The 19725-nt window shown below is 63.7% G+C and carries 17 protein-coding genes; 13 read left to right on the top strand and 4 right to left on the bottom strand.

Going from position 1 to position 19725, the window contains the following annotated elements; translation table 11 throughout:
• Nucleotides 1-8: 8 nt before the first annotated feature.
• From H0485_RS11265 to H0485_RS11230, 8 genes are all read left to right on the top strand, one after another.
• Nucleotides 9-476, top strand: a complete 468-nt coding sequence (locus tag H0485_RS11265) for a DUF6446 family protein (protein WP_226935747.1) — start codon at nucleotides 9-11, stop codon at nucleotides 474-476.
• Nucleotides 476-2539 (top strand): glycine--tRNA ligase subunit beta, encoded by a 2064-nt coding sequence (gene glyS, locus H0485_RS11260; RefSeq protein ID WP_226935585.1) that lies wholly within the window; start codon nucleotides 476-478, stop codon nucleotides 2537-2539. Before H0485_RS11265 ends, glyS begins: the two co-directional genes overlap by 1 nt.
• A 223-nt stretch (nucleotides 2540-2762) precedes the next feature.
• Nucleotides 2763-5306 carry a putative PEP-binding protein gene (locus H0485_RS11255; RefSeq protein ID WP_226935583.1) on the top strand — a complete coding sequence of 848 codons (2544 nt, stop codon included), beginning with the start codon at nucleotides 2763-2765 and terminating at the stop codon, nucleotides 5304-5306.
• A gap of 202 nt (nucleotides 5307-5508) precedes the next feature.
• Nucleotides 5509-6462: a cell wall hydrolase gene (locus H0485_RS21860; protein ID WP_354002445.1), complete on the top strand. Its 954-nt coding sequence runs from the start codon at nucleotides 5509-5511 to the stop codon at nucleotides 6460-6462.
• 183 nt (nucleotides 6463-6645) lie between these two features.
• Complete coding sequence (locus H0485_RS11245; protein ID WP_226935581.1) at nucleotides 6646-7560, top strand: dihydroneopterin aldolase; 915 nt, start codon at nucleotides 6646-6648, stop codon at nucleotides 7558-7560.
• 145 nt (nucleotides 7561-7705) lie between these two features.
• Nucleotides 7706-8797 carry a dihydropteroate synthase gene (folP, locus tag H0485_RS11240; RefSeq protein ID WP_226935579.1) on the top strand — a complete coding sequence of 364 codons (1092 nt, stop codon included), beginning with the start codon at nucleotides 7706-7708 and terminating at the stop codon, nucleotides 8795-8797.
• A gap of 37 nt (nucleotides 8798-8834) precedes the next feature.
• Nucleotides 8835-10178, top strand: a complete 1344-nt coding sequence (gene glmM / locus H0485_RS11235) for a phosphoglucosamine mutase (RefSeq protein WP_226935577.1) — start codon at nucleotides 8835-8837, stop codon at nucleotides 10176-10178.
• A gap of 166 nt (nucleotides 10179-10344) precedes the next feature.
• Nucleotides 10345-11190: an Ivy family c-type lysozyme inhibitor gene (locus H0485_RS11230; RefSeq protein WP_226935575.1), complete on the top strand. Its 846-nt coding sequence runs from the start codon at nucleotides 10345-10347 to the stop codon at nucleotides 11188-11190.
• 56 nt (nucleotides 11191-11246) lie between these two features.
• On the opposite strand, the gene H0485_RS11225 is transcribed toward H0485_RS11230, so the two are convergent.
• Entirely contained in the window at nucleotides 11247-12527 is a 1281-nt protein-coding gene (locus H0485_RS11225; protein WP_226935573.1) for an MFS transporter, read from the bottom strand.
• 511 nt (nucleotides 12528-13038) lie between these two features.
• Here H0485_RS11225 and H0485_RS11220 point away from each other — a divergent pair.
• Nucleotides 13039-13506 (top strand): thermonuclease family protein, encoded by a 468-nt coding sequence (locus H0485_RS11220; protein ID WP_226935571.1) that lies wholly within the window; start codon nucleotides 13039-13041, stop codon nucleotides 13504-13506.
• 64 nt (nucleotides 13507-13570) lie between these two features.
• Here H0485_RS11220 and ilvC read toward each other — a convergent pair whose 3' ends face one another.
• A complete protein-coding gene (gene ilvC, locus H0485_RS11215) occupies nucleotides 13571-14656 on the bottom strand; it encodes a ketol-acid reductoisomerase (RefSeq protein WP_354002444.1) in 1086 nt (361 codons plus the stop codon).
• A 70-nt stretch (nucleotides 14657-14726) separates the two neighbouring features.
• Here ilvC and H0485_RS11210 point away from each other — a divergent pair, with 70 nt between their 5' ends.
• The 4 genes from H0485_RS11210 to H0485_RS11195 all read left to right on the top strand — a co-directional run bounded on the left by H0485_RS11210 (nucleotide 14727) and on the right by H0485_RS11195 (nucleotide 17759).
• A complete protein-coding gene (locus H0485_RS11210) occupies nucleotides 14727-15179 on the top strand; it encodes an Lrp/AsnC family transcriptional regulator (protein WP_226935567.1) in 453 nt (150 codons plus the stop codon).
• A gap of 2 nt (nucleotides 15180-15181) precedes the next feature.
• Nucleotides 15182-15640: an Lrp/AsnC family transcriptional regulator gene (locus tag H0485_RS11205; RefSeq protein WP_226935745.1), complete on the top strand. Its 459-nt coding sequence runs from the start codon at nucleotides 15182-15184 to the stop codon at nucleotides 15638-15640.
• Nucleotides 15641-15754: 114 nt separating this feature from the next.
• On the top strand, nucleotides 15755-16879 hold the full coding sequence (locus H0485_RS11200) for an aminotransferase class V-fold PLP-dependent enzyme (RefSeq protein WP_226935565.1): 1125 nt from the start codon (nucleotides 15755-15757) through the stop codon (nucleotides 16877-16879).
• A gap of 181 nt (nucleotides 16880-17060) precedes the next feature.
• Entirely contained in the window at nucleotides 17061-17759 is a 699-nt protein-coding gene (locus H0485_RS11195) for a glutathione binding-like protein (RefSeq protein WP_226935563.1), read from the top strand.
• A 62-nt stretch (nucleotides 17760-17821) separates the two neighbouring features.
• On the opposite strand, the gene H0485_RS11190 is transcribed toward H0485_RS11195, so the two are convergent.
• Together H0485_RS11190 and ftsY are read right to left on the bottom strand one after the other, a co-directional pair.
• A complete protein-coding gene (locus H0485_RS11190; protein WP_226935561.1) occupies nucleotides 17822-18436 on the bottom strand; it encodes an inner membrane-spanning protein YciB in 615 nt (204 codons plus the stop codon).
• Between the two features lie 23 nt (nucleotides 18437-18459).
• Nucleotides 18460-19692 (bottom strand): signal recognition particle-docking protein FtsY, encoded by a 1233-nt coding sequence (gene ftsY / locus H0485_RS11185; protein ID WP_226935560.1) that lies wholly within the window; start codon nucleotides 19690-19692, stop codon nucleotides 18460-18462.
• Nucleotides 19693-19725: the final 33 nt, after the last annotated feature.

Below are 19725 nucleotides of genomic sequence, written 5' to 3'. Positions count from 1 at the left end.
GCGCGCTGATGTACTGGCTGCAGGTCTATGCTTTCTATGCGCCGGTGGCCTTCCCCCCGGGCCAGGAGATCCTGCTCACCCCGATCGCCTCAGACCAGCCCGAGGCAATCGTGGCCAATGATGTCACCGGCATTGATGCTGACAGCTCACCCATTCGCTTCCGCGCCTGCTTCACCACGCCTTTGTCGCTGTCGATGCTGAGCGAAAGCTATAAGCCCTATACCGATCCGGTGCCGCTGAACGGCCCTGGCTGGTTCGACTGCTATAATGCCGGCGAGATCGACGGCGCACTGGAAAAAGGCGAGGCGCTGGCCTTCCTCTCCCAGGCCGAGATCCACCCCGGCGTTGACCGTGTGGTCGCCGTCTTCCCCGATGGCCGGGCCTTTGCCTGGCACCAGATCAATGCCTGTGGCGATGCGCAGTTTAATCAGCGCGACCTGCCCGCCGGTTGCCCGCCCGTTTCCGAGGACCAGTGATGCCCGACCTTCTGATCGAACTCTTCTCTGAAGAAATCCCGGCCCGTATGCAGGGCATGGCCCGCGACGCGCTGAAAAAAATGGTCACCGATGGTCTGGTTGAGGCGGGCCTCACCTATGCCGGGGCTGGCACTTTCTCGACGCCGCGCCGCCTTGTGCTGGCGATTGAGGGGCTGACGGCGGAAAGCAAACCCGTGCGCGAAGAGCGCAAAGGCCCGCGCACCGATGCCCCCGCCCAGGCCATCGAGGGCTTTTTGCGCTCGACCGGGCTGACGCTGGAGCAGCTGGAAAAGCGCGCCGATAAAAAGGCCGAGGTCTATTTCGCCGTGGTTGAAAAGCCCGGCCGTCCGGCCGATGCGATCATCGGCGAGGTGCTGGAAGCGGCGATCCGCAACTTCCCCTGGCCGAAATCGATGCGCTGGGGCGCGGGCGCGCTGCGCTGGGTCCGGCCGCTGCATTCGATCCTGTGCATTTTGCATGATGAGGCCGGGGCCCGCGTGGTGCCGCTCAGCGTCGAGGGCATCAGCTCGGGCGATACCACCGAGGGCCACCGTTTCATGGGCCGCGGGATGGGCCGCTTTGCCGTAACCTCGTTTGAGGATTACGCGGTGAAACTGCGCCGCGCCAAAGTCATGCTGGATCAGAGCGAGCGTGAGGCCGCGATCCTGCAGGGCGCGGAAAACCTCGCCTTTGCGGCAGGCCTCGAACTGGTTGAGGATAAGGGCCTGCTGGCTGAGATCGCAGGCCTTGTCGAATGGCCGGTGCCGCTTATGGGCCGCATCCCCGAGGCCTTCCTCGCCCTGCCCGCCGAAGTGCTGCAGACCTCGATGAAAGAGCATCAGAAGTTCTTCTCGGCCCGCGACGCGAAATCGGGCCGGATCGAGGGCTTTGTCACCGTCGCCAATATCGAGACCCGCGATGATGGCGCGACCATCCTTGCCGGCAATCTCAAAGTGCTGACCGCGCGGCTCTCGGATGCGCGCTTCTTCTGGGAAAACGATCTGCGCATCGCCAAAGCCGGCATGGGCGAATGGGTCGAGGGGCTGAAAGCCGTGACCTTCCAGTCGAAACTGGGCAGCCAGGCCGACCGGATCGCCCGGATCGCGGCGCTGGCGCGCGAAATCGCGCCGCTGACCGGGGCGGATGCGGATCAGGCTGAACATGCTGCAAAGCTGGCCAAGCTTGATCTGCGCTCGGCAATGGTCGGGGAATTCCCCGAGCTCCAGGGCGTGATGGGCCGCTATTACGCCCTGCAATCGGGTGAGCCCGAGGCGGTGGCCAATGCCGCGCGCGACCATTATGCGCCGCTCGGCCCCTCGGACGCGGTGCCGGTTGAGCCGGTTTCGGTCGCCGTGGCGCTGGCTGATAAGCTCGACACGCTGACCGGCTTCTGGGCGATTGACGAAAAGCCGACCGGATCGAAAGACCCCTTCGCTTTGCGCCGCGCCGCGCTGGGTGTGATCCGGCTGATCCTGAGCAACGGGCTGAAAGCGCCGCTGCTCTCGCTGATCGCCAAAGGCTATCCGGCTGCGAATGGTGCCGATCTCCTCTCCTTCTTCCATGACCGTCTCAAGGTCTTCCTCAAGGATCAGGGCATCCGCCATGATGTGATCGACGCCTGCCTCGCGATGCCTGGCAATGACGATCTGGCTTTGCTGGTCAAACGCGCCACGGCGCTCTCGGATCTGCTGAAGACCGAGGACGGGGCGAACCTGCTGCAGGGCTATAAGCGCGCCAATAACATCCTGACCCAGGCCGAGGCGAAAGACGGCGTCGAATATTCCTTCGGCCCCGATGAAAAGCTGGCCGAAAGCGAGGAAGAGCGCGCGCTCTTCGCCGCGCTTGACGCGGCTGAGGCAAAGATCACCCCGGCCATGGCGGCCGAGGATTTCGCCCGTGCGATGCAGGCCATGGCGGCTTTGCGCGCGCCGATTGACGCTTTCTTCACCGCCGTGCAGATCAACAGCGACAATCCGATCATCCGCCGCAACCGTCTGAACCTGTTGCACCGGATCCGGGCGATCTGCGCCGGCACTGCCGATCTGACCAGAATCGAAGGCTGAGGATCAGGGGGCTGCGGCCCCCTTTTTCTGCTCGGCTTCATCTGTCTGAAAATATCCCCCGGGGGTGCTGGGGCAGGCAGCCCCCCGGCCCGGCCTGCCACAGCGCGCCGCCGCGCCCCGGGCAGCCGCTCTCGGCCGCAGCCCCCCCCTCGGGCCACAGAGCGTGACGCTTGCCTCATGCGGCAATCTGTCTATTCTGCAACTGCCGCGAGGAGTTGCTGCAGTGCAGAAATACGAGCCCTTTATCGAGTTTTCCGAGATCACCCCCTCGGCAAAAATCACCACGGCCGATCATGGCTGGAAGGCGAAATGCCTGCAGCGCCTGATCCGCATGGATCTGCCTGTTCCCGCGACCGTGGCTTTGCCCGCCCGGACGGTCCGGCTGATAGCCTCGGGTCAAAGCATTGATTCAAAGGCAATTTTGTCGCATTTCGGCCCTGACAGCCTGGTCTCGGTCCGCCCCTCTCCGGCCGGGCCCGACTGGGGCGGCCCGGCCACTATCCTCAATATCGGGTTGAATGCCGCCCGCCATACGGCGCTGTGCCAGAGCCATGGCCGCGCGGCAGCCGATGCCCTCTATACCCGCTTCGTCCAGAGCTATGCGATCCATGTCGCAAGGCTCGATCCGGATATGTTTGAGGATGTATCGCCCGGCCCCGAGGCGCTGCGCGAGGTGCTGCGGCTCTATGAATATGAAACCGATGAGCCCTTCCCCGAGGATCCGGCCCGCCAGCTCTCGGAAGTTCTGCGTTCAATGGCCCGCGCCTGGGAGGGCACTTCGGCCCGGCTGCTGCGCCAGGCGAAAGGCGCGCCCGAAGAGGCCGGTCTGGGCCTCGTGGTGCAGCGCATGGCCCAGGGCATCGGCCAGGGCATTTCCGGCTCGGGCGTGATCCAGTTCGTCGACAGCGTCACCGGCTGCGCGCGCATCACCGGGCGCTATCTCGGCCAGAGCCAGGGTCGTGATGCCCTGGCCGCACGTGAGGCGCTCTATCTGACCCGTGATCAGCGCGGCCCCTCGCTCGAGGATACCGCGCCGGCGATCCTGCAGGATCTGATCGGCATGGGCGCCTCCTGCCGGATCCGGCTGCGCGAGGAGATGCAGATCGAATTCACCATCGAGGATGGTGTGCTGGCGGTGCTTGATGCGGTGAAAGTGGCGCGCTCTGTCCGGGCCGGGCTGCATATTGCCGTCGCTCTGGCCGAGGATGGGGTGATCAGCCCGCGTGATGCGGTGCTGCGGGTCGAGCCGCGCGCTCTGTCGGAGCTGCTGCACCACCAGGTCGATCCGCGCGGGCCCCGCGATGTGATCGCCAGCGGCATTGCCGCCTCGCCCGGGGCGGCCACCGGACGGCTGATGTTCTCGCCCGAAGCCGCCCAGGCCTCGGCCGCGCGGGGCGAGCCCTGCATCCTGGTGCGGCGCGAAACCGCGCCTGAGGATATCCGCGGTATGCATTCGGCGGTCGGCGTGCTGACCGAGCGCGGCGGCATGACCAGCCATGCGGCAGTGATCGCCCGCGGGCTGGGCCTGCCGGCGGTGGTCGGGGCCTCGGATATGCGGATCAATCCGCGCGAAAAACGTCTGACCAGCCGCGATGGCCGTATTTTCAGCGAAGGCGATCTGATCACACTCGACGGCTCGCGCGGCGAGGCTCTGGCCGGCCAGGCCGAAACCCTGCCCCCGGCGCTGGATGACAGTTTCCGCCAGCTGCTGGCCTGGGCCGATGATTTTCGCGATATCGGGGTGCGGGCCAATGCCGATACCCCGGCTGATGCCGCCAATGCCCGGCGGTTTGAGGCCGAGGGCATCGGCCTGTGCCGCACCGAACATATGTTCTTTGAGGAAGACCGTTTCACCGTGATGCGGGAGATGATCTTTGCCGATACCCCGGCCGACCGGGCCTCGGCTTTGTCGCGGCTTTTGCCGATGCAGCGCGCCGATTTCAGCGAGCTTTTCGATATCATGCAGGGCCTGCCGGTCTGCATCCGGCTGTTTGACCCGCCGTTGCATGAATTCCTGCCCGCCACCCGCGAGGGGCTGCGCGAGCTGGCCGAAGCGCTTGGCAAGCCGCTCTCGGAAGTGACGCGCCGGGCCGAGGCGCTGCGCGAGGTGAATCCGATGCTGGGGATGCGCGGGGTGCGGCTTGGCGTGGTGCTGCCCGAAATCTACGATATGCAGGCCCAGGCCATCTTTGAGGCGGTGATTGACGCCGCCGCGCGCGGCACGCCGGTGGTGCCGGAGGTGATGATCCCGCTGGTCTCGGCCCGGCGCGAGGTCGAGCTGGTCAAGACCCGCATCGATGCCCTGGCCGCGACCCTGCGCAGCCGCAGCAAAGCCGCTTTCGACTATCGCCTCGGGGTGATGGTCGAGACGCCGCGCGCCTGTCTGCGGGCCGGCGAGATCGCCCAGCATGCCGCCTTCCTGTCCTTTGGCACCAATGACCTGACGCAGATGACCTATGGGCTGTCGCGCGACGATGCCGGGCGCTTCATGAATACCTATGTGCAGCAGGGCGTTTTCCCCGAGGATCCGTTCCATATTCTCGACACTGACGGGGTGGGCGAATTGCTGCTGATGGGGGCGGAACGCGGCCGGCAGACCCGCGCCGATCTGCGTCTGTCGATCTGTGGCGAGCATGGCGGCGACCCGGATTCGATCGCTTTTTGCCGCCGCGCCGGATTCGATTACGTCTCCTGCAGCCCTTATCGGGTGCCAATGGCCCGTCTGGCCGCGGCCCATCTGGCATTGAAGGAGAATCCGGAGATTTAAAATCAATCCACAATATCATGTGGTTGTCACGGGCTCTTTATCTATCACTTTAACTATCCAGGCGGTTTTTCGCCTGGATTCCACGGGATCTTGTGGCCATTAAGTCACAAGACTGGACCCCTCCGGTTTGATTCGACAAACCCTGCGTTCGTTTTGCGCGGCGGCTCCGTCGCGTAGGGGGTAACAATCCAGGAACCCGATTATGATAAGTCCAGGGAATACGCTGGCCGCTGCGACCTTCGCAGTCGTCTCCGTCCTCACCCAGGCTGCCCATGCCGATGTCACACGCAGTGACAAGAATATTGCCGGTACTGTACTGGCCGATGAAATGGGCTCGCTGCTCGGCAGCGAAAAGTCACGTCTGAACACCTTTGCCGGTGCCGAGCTTGTCTCGATTGCTGCCGGCCCCGAAGCGGTGAAAGCCGCAGCCGGTGAAACCGCCGCAGCGCCGGATGCAAAGCCTGCCGCAAAACCTGCCGCTCCGGTGGTGATGGCAGCCAAAGCCGAAGAAAAGACCAATGGCCGGGTGATCGGCCGCTCGGCGAACAATCGTGATGCTACGGCGGAGACGGCGGCTGCAGCCGCAGAAGCCCCCGCCGCGGAAAAGAAGATCAGGCGGGTGACTTTCGGCCGCAAAACCACCGATGAGAAAGAGGCCACGGCAAAGGCCGGGGCCAGCGCCCCGGCTGAGGGCTCGCTGGCGATGCCGCAGCTGCGCTATGATGCCGGCTGGCTGATGGCCCAGCCCGCCCCCGAGGGCGGCAAACAATGGGAATGCCTGACCGAGGCCATCTATTTTGAGGCCCGCGGCGAAAGCCTGAAAGGCCAGTTCGCCGTGGCCGAGGTCATCCTGAACCGGGTCGACAGCGGGCTTTATCCGCGCACGGTCTGCGGTGTGGTGAACCAGCGCGGCGGTGGCGCCTGCCAGTTCTCTTATTCCTGCAATGGCAATTCCACCAAGATGCGCGACCGCTATGCGCGTGAAATTGCCGGGCGTATCGCCGATGTCATGCTCGATGGCGCCGAGCGCGGTCTGACCAATGGCGCGACGCATTTCCACACCCATGCAGTAAATCCCTCCTGGTCGCGGCGTTTTGCCCGCACCACGGTGATCGGGGCGCATAACTTCTACCGCCAGCCAGGCGGGCGGGGCTGAGCCTTTCCTCCAGGTCGCAATGATCCCGCTATATGCCGACATCAGGCTTGGGATTGGCGCAAAGGGCTGTTAGGGATCCTGCAAGGGGGTCCTGCGCCCGGCCCTTTGCCCGCATCGCGTGTGCAGAGGGCCGGGCGCAGCCCAGTGCTGAGACCCGGGGCAATCCGCCCGACGGGAGGGAATATGAACGCCGAGAATACCAGCGATATTCAGCTTGCCTTCGCGCATCCTGAAGCTCGTGCCGCCGCCTCAGCCTCGGCTGATCCCCGTGACCGGCTGATGCTGCGCGATCATATCGTCGAGGCGGATATCGGGGCGTTCCAGAAAGAGCGCGGCAATAAGCAGCGCCTGCGCTTCAATGTGGTGATCGAGGTGCGCCCGCCGGTGCAGCCCCTCGCCGATGATGTCGACCGCATCCTGTCCTATGACCGCATCACCGAGGTGATCGCGGCCGAACTGGCGCATGAGCGGCTGAACCTGCTCGAAACCCTTGCCGAGAATATCGCCGAGCATCTGCTGGCCGAAGATCAGGCAATGCGGGTGTTTGTGCGCATCGAAAAGCTCGATATCGGCCCCTATGCGCTGGGGGTTGAGATCGTGCGCTCGCGGGCTGAACTGCCGGTGCGCAAAGATGAGGAAAGCGAGGAGGCGGTCCATCCGCTGGTGGTCTGGTTCGATAATGCCACCCTCGCCGCCCCGGATCTGAGCGCAAGGATCGATGCTCTGCTCGCGCCCGGCACCCCGGCGATTTTCTGCGTCAGCGCGCCCGATCTGCCCCGGCCCCGCACCGGTCATGGCCCGACCCAGCGCCGGGTCGACCTGCTGGCGATTGAACAGAATGCCTGGATGCTGGCGGCGCGCGATTCGCGCTGCGTGGTGGTTGCCTCGCGCACCGAGATCGACTGGGCGATCAAACGCGGCCGCTCGGTGGTCTGGGCGCCCTCGAAACTGGTGCTCGATGCCGTCGACGGGCCGCAAAGCCGCGATCCGGTGGCGCTGGCGCTCTGGCTGGCCGAAGAAATGGCCGCGGCTGAGCTGATCCTTTATGGCGAGACTTCGCTGCCGCCAGGCAGTCGTATGCCGGTCCGCCGCGCCTGAAATTCCCCCCCTTGCCAAACCCCCGGCCGGGGGGACAGATAGCCAGCAGAGCCCGTCCGGCCCGGCCTGCCCCCGCGCAGGCCCCGCCCGACTTTGCCACGCCCCAAGCCCGGGCGAAGATCTGCCTGAAGTAACGAACTGAATCATGACCCCGGACCAGCTGACCAGCCATTCTCCTTGCGGCGAAGCGAAATGCTTTGCTTTTGCCCTGCCCGGGCGTGCGGAGCTGACTCTGCCGCTCGCGCGCAGCGGCGAGGGCTATGAGGGTCGCGATGCCCGCCCGCTTGGCGGCAGCTGCCATGTCTGGTGGTCAGAGACCGCCGCCCGGGGCGGGATGCCGGGCCGCAGCCCCTCTGAACTGCCCGCCGCGCTGAGCCGCGCCCTCTCGGCACCGCGTCCCGATCTTTGCGGCCTGACGCTGGAGCGGCCCCGGATCATGGGCATTCTCAACCTCACCCCCGACAGTTTCTCGGACGGGGGCCGCCACAACGGCCTCGATCAGGCCCTCGAGCGCGCTTCCATCATGGCGCGCGAGGCCGATATTCTTGATATCGGCGGTGAAAGCACCCGCCCCGGGGCCGCCGAGGTCGACACGGATGAGGAAATCCGCCGCACCGCGCCGGTGATCCGCGCCCTGCGCCAGGCCGGGATCCGCCTGCCGGTCTCGATCGATACCCGCAAGGCCAGGGTTGCCGAGGCCGCGCTCGACGCCGGGGCCGATATCATCAATGACGTGACCGCCCTGCGTTTTGACCCCGCAATGGCCCGGCTTGCCGCCGAACGCGGCGTGCCGGTGGTGCTGATGCATTCCATCGCCACGCCCGAGACCATGCAGCGCCATGCGCAATATGACAATGTGGTCACCGCGGTGCGTGATCACCTCTATGCGCGGGTGGAAGCGGCGCTGGCGGCGGGGCTGCGGGCCGAACAGCTGATCCTTGATCCCGGCATCGGCTTTGGCAAGACCACGGCGCATGACCTTTTGCTGCTGCGCCAACTGGCGGCTTTCCACGACTTTGGCCTGCCGCTGCTGCTCGGTGCCTCACGCAAGAAGTTTATCGGCGCCCTGACCGGCACCGAAACCCCCGCCGAGCGGGTCTCGGGCTCGGTCGCCGTTGCTTTGCAGGGGGCCGCTGCCGGGGCCCAGATCCTGCGGGTGCATGACACCAAAGAGACCCGGCAGGCGCTGCAGATCTGGCAGGCCATCGCCGGAACCAGCCCACAGAACACGTTGTAACAGGGCGCGTCTGCGCCCGTGACCCTCAGGACATTGCATGTCGAGAAAACTATTTGGAACCGACGGCGTCCGCGGACGCGCCAACAGCTGGCCGATGACCGCCGAGGTTGCGCTGAAACTGGGCGCGGCGGCGGGCCATTTCTTCCGCCGCGATGACAGCGCCGCGCATCGGGTGGTGATCGGCAAGGACACCCGGCTCTCGGGCTATATGCTGGAAAATGCGCTGACTGCGGGCCTCGCCTCGACTGGCATGAATGTGCTCCTCGTCGGCCCGGTGCCGACCCCGGCGGTGGGCTTTCTCACCCGCTCGATGCGGGCCGATCTGGGCGTGATGATCTCGGCCAGCCATAATCCGCATGAGGATAATGGCATCAAATTCTTCGGCCCCGACGGCTTTAAACTCTCGGATCAGGCCGAGGCCGAGATTGAGGCCATGCTGGAGGCCGATCTGCCGCTGGCCCCTGCCTCGAATATCGGCCGGGTCAAACGGATCGATGACGGGCGCGGCCGTTATCAGGAATTCGTGAAGACCTCTTTCCCGACCGGCCTCAGCCTTGAGGGGCTGAAAGTGGTGATCGACTGCGCCCATGGCGCCGCCTACCGCGCCGCGCCGGAAGTGTTGTGGGAGCTGGGGGCGACGGTGATCCCGCTCGGCACTGCGCCCAATGGCACCAATATCAACGACCGCTGCGGCTCGACCCATACCGAAACCGCCGCCGAGGCCGTGATCACCCATGGCGCGCATGTCGGCATTGCCCTCGACGGCGATGCCGACCGGGTGATGATCATTGATGAGACCGGCAAAGTCGCCGATGGCGATCAGATCATGGCTTTGTTCGCAGCCCGCTGGGGCGCCGAGGGCCGGCTGAAGGGTGATACGCTGGTTGCGACGGTGATGTCGAACCTTGGCCTTGAGACCTTCCTGAAGACCAGGGGCCTGCATCTGAAGCGCACCGCCGTCGGCGACCGCTATGTCGTTGAGGAAATGCGCAAAAACGGCTTCAACTTGGGCGGTGAGCAATCGGGCCATATCGTGATGACCGATTATGCCACCACCGGCGACGGCCTCGCGGCGGCTTTGCAGTTCCTTGCCGAAATGGCACGCACCGGCGAGAAGGCCAGCACGCTCACGCGCCAGTTTGAAACCGTGCCGCAGCTGCTGAAAAACGTGCGCTATCAGGCCGGGGCGCAGCCGCTTGCCGCCGCTAAAGTGCAGCAGGTCATCGCCGCCAATGAGGCGCGTATCGCTGGCAAGGGCCGCATCCTGATCCGCAAATCCGGCACCGAGCCGCTGATCCGGGTCATGGCGGAATGCGAGGATGAGGCGCTTTTGCTTGATGTGGTGGATGAGATCGTCGAGGCGGTCGCCGCCGCAGGCTGACAGGCCCGGATCTGAGACACTCTGAACCAGGCGGGGCCAGATGCGCCCCGCCTGGTTTTTTTAAGCCCCGGCCCCGGCCCGCCGGATTGCCTTACTGGTCATCCTCGGCAGAATGTGCAGTCTCGGATCTGGCTGTTCTGTCGCTTTGTAAGACCGGAGGTTTCCCTTGTCGCTGCCCCTGCCCGCTTCCCGCCTCAGCCTCGCGCTGATCCTCAGCTGCGCCGCACCGGCCGCGCTGCTGGCCCAGACCCCGCCCGATCGCCTGCCGCTCGGCCCCTATGAGGCCAGCGTGGTTGAGACCGGCGATTTCAACCGCCAGCTGCTGGTCGATGGCAAAGTCCTGGCCGAGGACGGGCTGGTGCTGCTCGACCAGGCGCTGGAGCTCGGGGGCGTCAGCCTGGTGACCGGCGTGGCCGGAGCCGGGGGCAATGCCTGCAATGCCACGCCCTTTGTGGTCTGGCTGCAGAAAGGCGTGCCGCAGATCGCCGGTCCGATCGACTCCTGCTCGTATTTTGAGACCGAGGTCCGGGGCGACCGTCTGGTCTTTGCCAGCGCCGCCCTGCCCGGCAGCCCTGCCGAGATCTGGCACTGGAGCCCCTCCGAAGGACTGCGCCCGGATCAGGCCGAGGGTTTCAGCCCCGATGCCAGCGAGACCTGGACCGATTTCTCCGGCCTTGCGGGCAAACATCCGATTGAGGCGATGAGTTTCGGCCCGGTCTACAGCCTGCTCTCGCAATCGATGAGCCCCGAGGACTGGGAAAGCTATATCGCTATTCTCTCAGGTCTCGGCTCGGGGGATCTGGGTGAAAACGGCTATAGCGGTTCGGCCTGCGTCAAGCTCAACTGCGACGCCGAACGGGCCTGGCTCTGGATTGATCCGGCCAGGCAGCAGGCGGTGGCCTTATGGATGGGGCCAGAGGATGAGGAGCCCCTGTCCTGGCCCTATGAGCGGGCCGACTGGCCCGAATGGGTCCAGCTGGAAGCCGCCCGAATCTTCAGCGGCGCGGGCTGATCACAAACAAAAGGGCCGGAGCGATGCTCCGGCCCTTTGTCATTTCCTGTGGCCTCTCAGACCGCTTTGCGTCCGGTGGCGATGATACACACCAGGGTGATCACGGCCGAAGCCAGGAGATAATAGCCAACCGATTCCATGCCATGGTTCGCCTGCAGCCAGGTGGCGGCATAGGGGGCCAGCGAGGCCCCGAAGATCGAGGCAAAGTTAAAGGTCAGCGACGAGCCGGTATAGCGCACCGCCGGCGGGAAAGGTGCGGCAAGCGCCGCCCCGATCACCCCATAGGTCTGCCCCATCAGCAGCATGCCGATGGTGACGAAGATATAAAGCTTCGTCATACCCTGGGTCATCAGCGGCGCGAGGAAGAACGAAAACACCGCAATCGCCAGGGTGACCAGGATCAGGAAGATATAGCGCCCCATCCAGTCGCCGAGCTTGCCCGCGATCACAATCGAAATGCCGAAAATCACCGAACCATAGATCTGCAACAGCAGCGCATCGACCAGCGGCATGCCCAAAGTCTTGGTATTATAAGACAAAAGCCATGCGGTGCAGATGTAGAACAGCACGAAAGTGACCAGAGCCACGAAAGTGCCAAGGAAGAGCGAAAGCTTGAAATTGCGGAAGACTTCGAGAGCCGGAACCTTGACCGCCTGTTTCTTTTTCAGCGCCTCGGCGAATTCCGGGGTCTCGGTGATAGCAAGACGCACCCACAGACCGATGGCGATCAGCAGAACTGACGCGAGGAAGGGCAGACGCCAGCCCCAGGACATGAAGTCCTCGGTGCTGATGTAATGCAGCAGCAGCCAGAAAAAGCCCGAAGACAGGAACAGGCCCACCGGGGCGCCAAGCTGCGGGAACATACCATACCAGCTTTTCTTGCCCGGCGGTGCATTCTCGGTGGCCAGCAGCACCGCGCCGCCCCATTCACCGCCCAGACCAAAGCCCTGACCAAAGCGGCACAAGGCCAGCAGCAGCGGCGCCGCCAGACCGATCTGATCATAGGTCGGCAAAAGGCCGATGATCACGGTCGAGATGCCCATGGTCAGCAAAGCCGCGATCAGCGTCACCTTACGGCCGATTTTATCGCCGTAATGGCCAAAGACCAGCGCGCCGAAGGGGCGGGCGAAGAAAGCGATCGAGAAAGTGGCGAAAGAGGCCAGCAGCGCCGCCGTATCATTGCCCTGCGGGAAGAACAAAGCCGGGAAGACCAGCACTGCCGCGGTGGCATAGACATAGAAGTCGAAGAATTCGATCGTGGTGCCAACGAGGCTGGCGGTCAGCACACGGGCCGGCGAATTCACCGCCTTACCGCCTGCGGGGGTGGGTTGAGACATAACACAGATCCAGAGTAATTTTATTTCAAAGTTGGCACGATTTACGCAACCGGACTTTCACTCCTCGCGGGTACAGCGTTCCGCAGCCAGCCGGAAGTGTTAAAGCGCAGAGGCCTGGCAGAAATACCCCCTGCGCATAGCTGATTGCGGATTTCCGCGCAGTGCCCTGGCCTCGGCCGGGCCAGCACAAAGCCCGGGACCGCTTCCGCACAGGGGCGTAATGCAGGCATCGTGATGTGTGGCAGCAAGCGATTTCCTGCTATGGCTCCGCATCCTGTCTGCTAAGAATGGGGCAATATTTCATCTGATTAATGAGCTAAAATTGCTTCGTTTATTGCTTCGCCTTCTCGGGCTCCGGCTGCCGGGGCTGCGTCCGCCCCGCATTCCCTATCGTAAGCCAAAGGCCGCGCCGAGAGCATCCGGGATCCGGGAGAACCGGTTTCCCTCCGGCCCGGGGACTGTCAGAACAGGGTTCACTCCGCCAATCCGCCCGGCTGATGTGGTCGGCATTGTGCCTGAGCGGCCCCTGCCCGCCCGGATCAGCGGCAAATGCTATGTGATCGACGGCGATACGATTCAGATCAAAGAAACCAGGTTTCGTCTCGCGGGCATTGACGCCCCTGAGCTGGAGCATCCCTGGGGCAACCAGGCAAAATTTGCCCTGATGAGGCTGTGCAAAGGCCAGGTTGTTACCGCCGAGATCAGCCCTGAGATGTCCTATGACAGGCTGGTTGCCACCTGCTATCTGCCGGACGGCCGGGATTTAAGCGCTGAAATGGTGCGCAGCGGACATGCGCTGGACTGGCCAAAATTCTCGGGCGGCAGATATGCGGCGCTCGAGCCGCCGGATGCCCGCAAAAAGCACTGGAAGGCTGCGGCACGACAAAAAGGCCAGATGCACTTCTTCAATAAAGTCCCGCCAAAGCAGCCTCTGACCGCAGAAACCTGGAAGCCAGGCCGCCCCGGGACTGACTGCTGAAAAGGTAAGGGGCAGAGCTTGCGCTCTGCCCCCTGTCTTTTCGCTTCACCTGTCAGATGACAGATCAGTTGCGGGCCTTGTCGACCATTTTGCCTTTGGAGATCCAGGGCATCATGTCGCGCAGTTTCGCACCGACCTGCTCGATCTGATGCTCGTCATTGGCGCGGCGCGAGGCTTTCAGGGTCGGCTGGCCAACCGCATTTTCCAGCATGAAGTCGCGCACGAACTTGCCCTGCTGGATGTCGGTCAGCACTTCTTTCATGCGGGCCTTGGTCTCTTCATATTTCAGAATGCGCGGGCCGGTGACATACTGGCCGTATTCTGCAGTGTTCGAGATCGAGTAATCCATATTGGCGATACCGCCTTCATAGATCAGGTCCACGATCAGCTTCACTTCGTGCAGGCATTCGAAATAGGCCATTTCCGGCGCATAGCCAGCTTCGACCAGGGTCTCGAAACCGCAGCGGATCAGCTCAACCAGACCGCCGCAGAGCACGGCCTGCTCGCCGAACAGGTCGGTTTCGCATTCTTCGCGGAAGTTGGTCTCAATGATGCCCGAACGGCCGCCACCGATGGCCGAGCAATAGCTCAGACCGACTTCAAGCGCCTTGCCCGAAGCATTGGTATGGACCGCCACCAGGCAGGGCACGCCGCCGCCTTTGGTATATTCGCCGCGCACGGTATGGCCCGGGCCTTTCGGTGCCATCATGATGACATCGACGCCGGCTTTCGGCTCGATCAGGCCGAAATGCACGTTCAGACCATGGGCGAAAGCAATCGCTGCGCCTTCACGGATATTGTCATGGACGTATTTCTTATAGGTCTCGGCCTGCAGTTCGTCGGGCATGGTGAACATGATCACATCAGCCCAGGCCGCGGCCTCGGCAATGCCCATGACCTTCAGGCCTTCAGCTTCGGCTTTCTTTGCCGAGGGGCTGCCTTCACGCAGCGCGACGACGAGGTTTTTCGCACCCGAATCGCGCAGGTTCAGCGCATGGGCATGGCCCTGGCTGCCATAGCCGAGGATCGCGACTTTGGCTTCTTTGATCAGGTTAACATCGCAATCGCGATCGTAGTAAACGCGCATAACAGCACTCCTTTGCTGAAGATGGCGGCAGAATAGAAAGATTCTTCGCGCAGGAGAGTGCATTTATCACGAATTTTATGGATAATTCTGAATTATCATTCTCATTTTTATAAAATGATGAGATAATCATGCAATGGATGATACCGACCGCCGCATTCTGCGCCACTGGCTGAGCGAGCCTGACCTGCCCCGGGCCGAACTGGCCGAGCGCGCCGGGGTGACCCTTGCCACGCTCTGGCGCCGGATCGAGCGCCTGCGCGAAAGCGGCGCGATCCGGGGCGAGAGCATGATCATCGACTGGCGCGCACTTGGCTATGAGCTGGAGGTGAGCCTGCGCTTCACCCTCGATAAGACCAATCCCCGCGCCTTTGACGAATTTATCGAAGCCGCACGGCAGGTGCCCGAAGTGACCTCGATTGAGACTTTTCTCGGCCAGGTCGATGTGCGGCTGAATGCCATTGCCCGCGATATGACGCACTGGACCCGGATCTACCGTGAACGCATCCTCACCCTGCCCCATATTGCCGAGGTGGATGCGCTGATGCTGATTTCCACCCTCAAGGATGAGGCAGGGCTGCCGCTGTGAGCCTGAATGATCTTGATGAAACCGACCGTGCCATCCTGCGCGAGCTGGTCAGCGATGCCAGCCTCGGCGCCGGAGAACTGGGCCGCAGGCTTGGCCTGTCGCAACCCGCGGCCTGGCGGCGGGTGAAGCGGCTGGAGGAGGCGGGCATTCTGCGCGGCCGCCGCATTGAGGTCGACCGCGCCGCGCTTGGCTTTGGCGTCACCGTGTTTCTGGGCGTGCGGCTCGCCACCAAGGGCCGGATCAGCTTTGAGGATTTTGAGCGCGCCGCCCGCGCCATCCCTGAGGTTCAGGTGGTGCAGCATGTGCTGGGGCTGTTTGACTACCGGCTGCGCGTCGTCGCCCGCGATCTGGCCGATTTTGAGCGCGTCTTGCGCCGCAGGGTGATGACCCTGCCCGGAGTGGGCAATGTCGAGGCCAATGTGGTGCTGACCGAAGAACGCCGCCCCGGCCCGCTCGGCTGATCCCCCGCCCCACAGGGCTTCCGCCTGTGAAATATTCTTTCCCGCAGGTCGCGCATGTACTGGCGAGGCGGCATTGCCGCGGCTAGGCTTCCGCCATGTTACGGGAGGAAAAGAATGAAACTGCCACATGATCACATCGACCCCGAGGGCCTTGAGGAATTCTCGGTCGTCTTCACCGACCGCTCGCTCAACCATATGTCGGCGCGTTTTCAGCAGGTGATGCGCGATGTCTCGGGCCTCTTGCGCGAGGTCTATAATGGCGAGGCAGTGGCTCTGGTGCCCGGTGGCGGCAGCTATGCGATGGAATCAGTGGCCCGGCAGTTTGGCCGCGGCCGGGCGCTGGTGATCCGCAACGGTTTCTTCTCCTTCCGCTGGAGCCAGATTTTCGACATGGGCGGCTTTGCCGAAAGCGTCGATGTGGTGATGGCCCGGGCCAGCGGCAATCAGCCCCGCGCCCCTTTCGCCCCGCCGCCCATAGCCGAGGTGGTGGCGAAAATCCGCGAGACAAAGCCCGATGCGGTTTTTGCGCCGCATGTCGAGACCGCTTCGGGCATCATCCTGCCCGATGATTATATCCGCGCCATTGGTGAGGCCGCGCGTGAGGTCGGCGCGCTTTTCGTGCTCGACTGCATCGCCTCGGGCACGATCTGGGTCGATATGGTAGAAAATAATGTCGATGTGCTGATCTCGGCGCCGCAGAAAGGCTGGTCGGCCTCGCCCGCCGCCGGCATCGTGGTGATGGGAAAGCGCGCGGCCGAGCGGCTGGAGGCCAGCACCTCGAACAGCTTTGCCCTCGATCTGAAGAAATGGCGCGCGATGATGAAGGCCTATGAGGACGGCGGCCATGCCTATCACGCCACCATGCCGACTGATGCTATTCAGGGCATGCGTGATGCGATGTTTGAAACCCGCGATATGGGCTTTGCCGCGGCCAAAGCGGCGCAGCAGGCGCTTGGCCGGGCGGTGCGCGATGAGCTGAAGGCGCGCGGCATTCTCTCTGTCGCCGCCGAGGGCTTTGAGGCCCCGGGCGTGGTGGTCAGCTATACCGATGATCCGGCGGTGCAGAACGGCTCGAAATTCCGCGAGATCGGTACCCAGATCGCGGCGGGGGTGCCTTTGCAGATCGGCGAGGGCGAGGCCTTCCGCAGCTTCCGCCTTGGGCTGTTTGGCCTTGATAAGCTCAAAGATGTCGAGGGCACGGTAAAGCGGCTCAAACGCGCGCTGGACCAGGTGTTCTGAGCCTCAGCCTCGCAGAACCGCATTTTCAAAAAAGGCCCGCATCCTTTGCGGGCCTTTGTCATGGCACTACCCGCTCGGCACTACCCGCTCGCCCCATCCCCGCGCGCCCGCGCCTTCCGCCCATAGCTTGCCCCTGCCCCGCGCTTTGGCCATGATCGCCGCCATCTGACAGGAGAAGACCATGACCGCCCCGATCCGCCTTTATTACTGGCCCACGCCGAACGGCCATAAGATCGCCATCGCGCTGGAAGAGCTGGGCCTGCCCTATGAGGTGCAGCTGGTGAATATCGGCACCGGCCAGCAGTTTGAGCCGGATTTCCTCGCCATTGCCCCGAACAACCGCATTCCGGCGCTAACCGATGCCGAAGGCCCGGGCGGCGAGCCGGTCTCGGTCTTTGAATCCGGGGCGATCCTGCAATATCTGGCGCGCAAAACCGGCCGGCTCGGCGGCGCGAATGAGCGCGAGCGGATCGAGGTTGAGGAATGGCTGATGTGGCAGATGGGGGGCTTAGGGCCGATGGCGGGTCAGGCCAATCACTTCCTGCGCTATGCGCCCGAGATGGATCCGCCCCAGGTGCTGCCCTATGCCCAGGACCGCTACCGCCGCGAGGTGAACCGGCTTTACGGCGTGCTCGACCGTCGTCTGGCCGGGCGGACCTATGTGGCGGGCGAAAACCTGTCGATTGCCGATATTGCGATCTGGCCCTGGGCCCGGGCCTGGGAAAAGCAGCAGCAGGATATCAGCGACAAGCCGCATTTCGCCGCCTGGCTTGACCGCCTCGCCGCCCGTCCGGCCTTTATCCGGGGCGTCAGCCTTGCCGCTGAGGCACGGCCCGCCACGCTCGACAAAACCGCGATTGAGAATCTCTATAAGCGCTGAAATGTAAAAAGGGGCCCTGCAGGGCCCCTTTTTTATCCGACAGCTCTATCCGACAGGCCGTTTCACTTCGGCTGCTGGTCTTTCTCCGGCTCGATCACATATTTGCCCAGCAGAGTGATCTGGATCACCAGGAAGGCCATCAGCGCCACCGGGAAGGCAAAGGTCTCAAGCGTGACCCAGGTCGCCTCTGACATATTGCGCCAGATCAGCTCATTGGCGATGGCGAGGATGACGAAGAGCACACAAAGACGGCGGGTCAGGATCATCCAGCCCTCCTGCTGCATCGGCAAAGCCGCCCCCAGCACCCATTGCAGCCAGCTCTGGCCGCGCAACAGACCAATGCCGAGCAGCGCCGCAAAAGTGCCATAGACCAGCGTCGTCTTCATTTTGAAGAAGCTCGCATCATTGAACCAGGCGGTCAGGCCGCCGAAGAAAATCACCATAAAGCCGGTGAAGACCTGCATGCGCGACAGCTCGCCGGTCAGAAACCACAAAGCCGCGATCGAGGCCAGCAGGATCGGGATGAAGAACACTGCCGAGGCGATAAAGCCGGAATATTCCGTGCCGGCGAAGACGAAAGTCTCGTCCTTGATCCACATATAAAGCGCGAAGAAGGCCAGGGTCGGGCCCAGCTCAAGTACCTGTTTCAGCACCGGATTGATCTGTTGTTGTGCCATAATACTGTCTCTCCCACGCGCGCTCAGCGGCGATCTTCCAGACCGACCAGCGCGCCGGCAAATTCATCAGGATCAAAGGGCGAGAGATCATCAATCTGCTCGCCAATGCCAATCGCATGGATCGGCAGGCCGTATTTATCAGCCAGCGCCACCAGCACGCCGCCTTTGGCGGTGCCGTCGAGCTTGGTCATCACCAGGCCGGAAACATCGGCGATTTTGCGGAAGATCCCGACCTGGGTCACCGCATTCTGGCCGGTGGTCGCATCGAGCACCAGCAAGGTGTTATGCGGCGCGGTCTCGTCTTTCTTGCGGATGACGCGGACGATCTTGGCCAGCTCTTCCATCAGATCCTGACGGTTCTGCAACCGACCCGCCGTGTCGATCAGCAGAAGATCGGTGCCTTCCTCCTGGGCCTTGCTCAAAGCATCATAGGCGAGGCTGGCCGGATCCGAGCCTTCCGGCGCGATCATGACCGGCACCCCGGCGCGCTCGCCCCAGACTTTCAGCTGCTCCACCGCGGCGGCGCGGAAAGTGTCCCCGGCGGCGATCATCACGGTTTTACCGGCGGCGCGGAACTGCGCGGCCAGCTTGCCGATGGTGGTGGTCTTGCCCGAGCCATTGACGCCCACGACCAGCACCACCTGGGGCTTTTTCGGATAGATCGGCATCGGGCGCGCGACCGGGGTCATGATCCGCGCCACTTCCGAGGCCAGCGCCTCTTTCAGCTCGCGGGTCGAGACTTTACGGCCAAAGCGGCCCTCGGCGATATTGGCGGTGACGCGCACAGCGGTCTCGACGCCCAGATCGGTCTGGATCAGCAGCTCCTCGAGGCTTTCGAGCATCTGATCATCGAGCACCCGGCGCGGCTCGGCCGCTTCGCTGCGGCCAAAGAGACGGCCGATCAGCCCGGGCTTTGCCTCGGGCCCGGGGGGGGCAGCTGCCACAGAGGCGGGCACAGGCGCGCCCACAGCGGCGGGCGGTGCTGCGGGGTTTGCGGGCGCTGCAGGCGCTGCCGGAGCGGATCCGGCAGGCTCTGCCGCCTCAGAGGCCAGGGGCCTCGCGGCAGGCCCGGCCTCGGGCTTTGCAGCAGGCGCTTCGAGCGGCGCGGCAGCAGCAGCGGCAGGCGGCTCTGCGACCGGCAGCTCTTCGGGCGCTGCAGCACCTTCCGGCGCTTCGCTGACCAGTGCATCCAGCCCCTCGCCGATCTTATCAGACGAGCGGAACATCCGGTCTTTGAGTTTTTTAAAGAAGGACATGGCGCCGACCCTTTGTTACGAGGTTTTACCTGG

The sequence above is a fragment of the Pseudogemmobacter faecipullorum genome (genome assembly GCF_020539525.1).
Taxonomy (GTDB): Bacteria; Pseudomonadota; Alphaproteobacteria; order Rhodobacterales; family Rhodobacteraceae; genus Pseudogemmobacter; species Pseudogemmobacter faecipullorum.
Note: the sequence above shows the minus strand (reverse complement) of the source record. Positions and strands in the feature narration are given on the sequence as shown.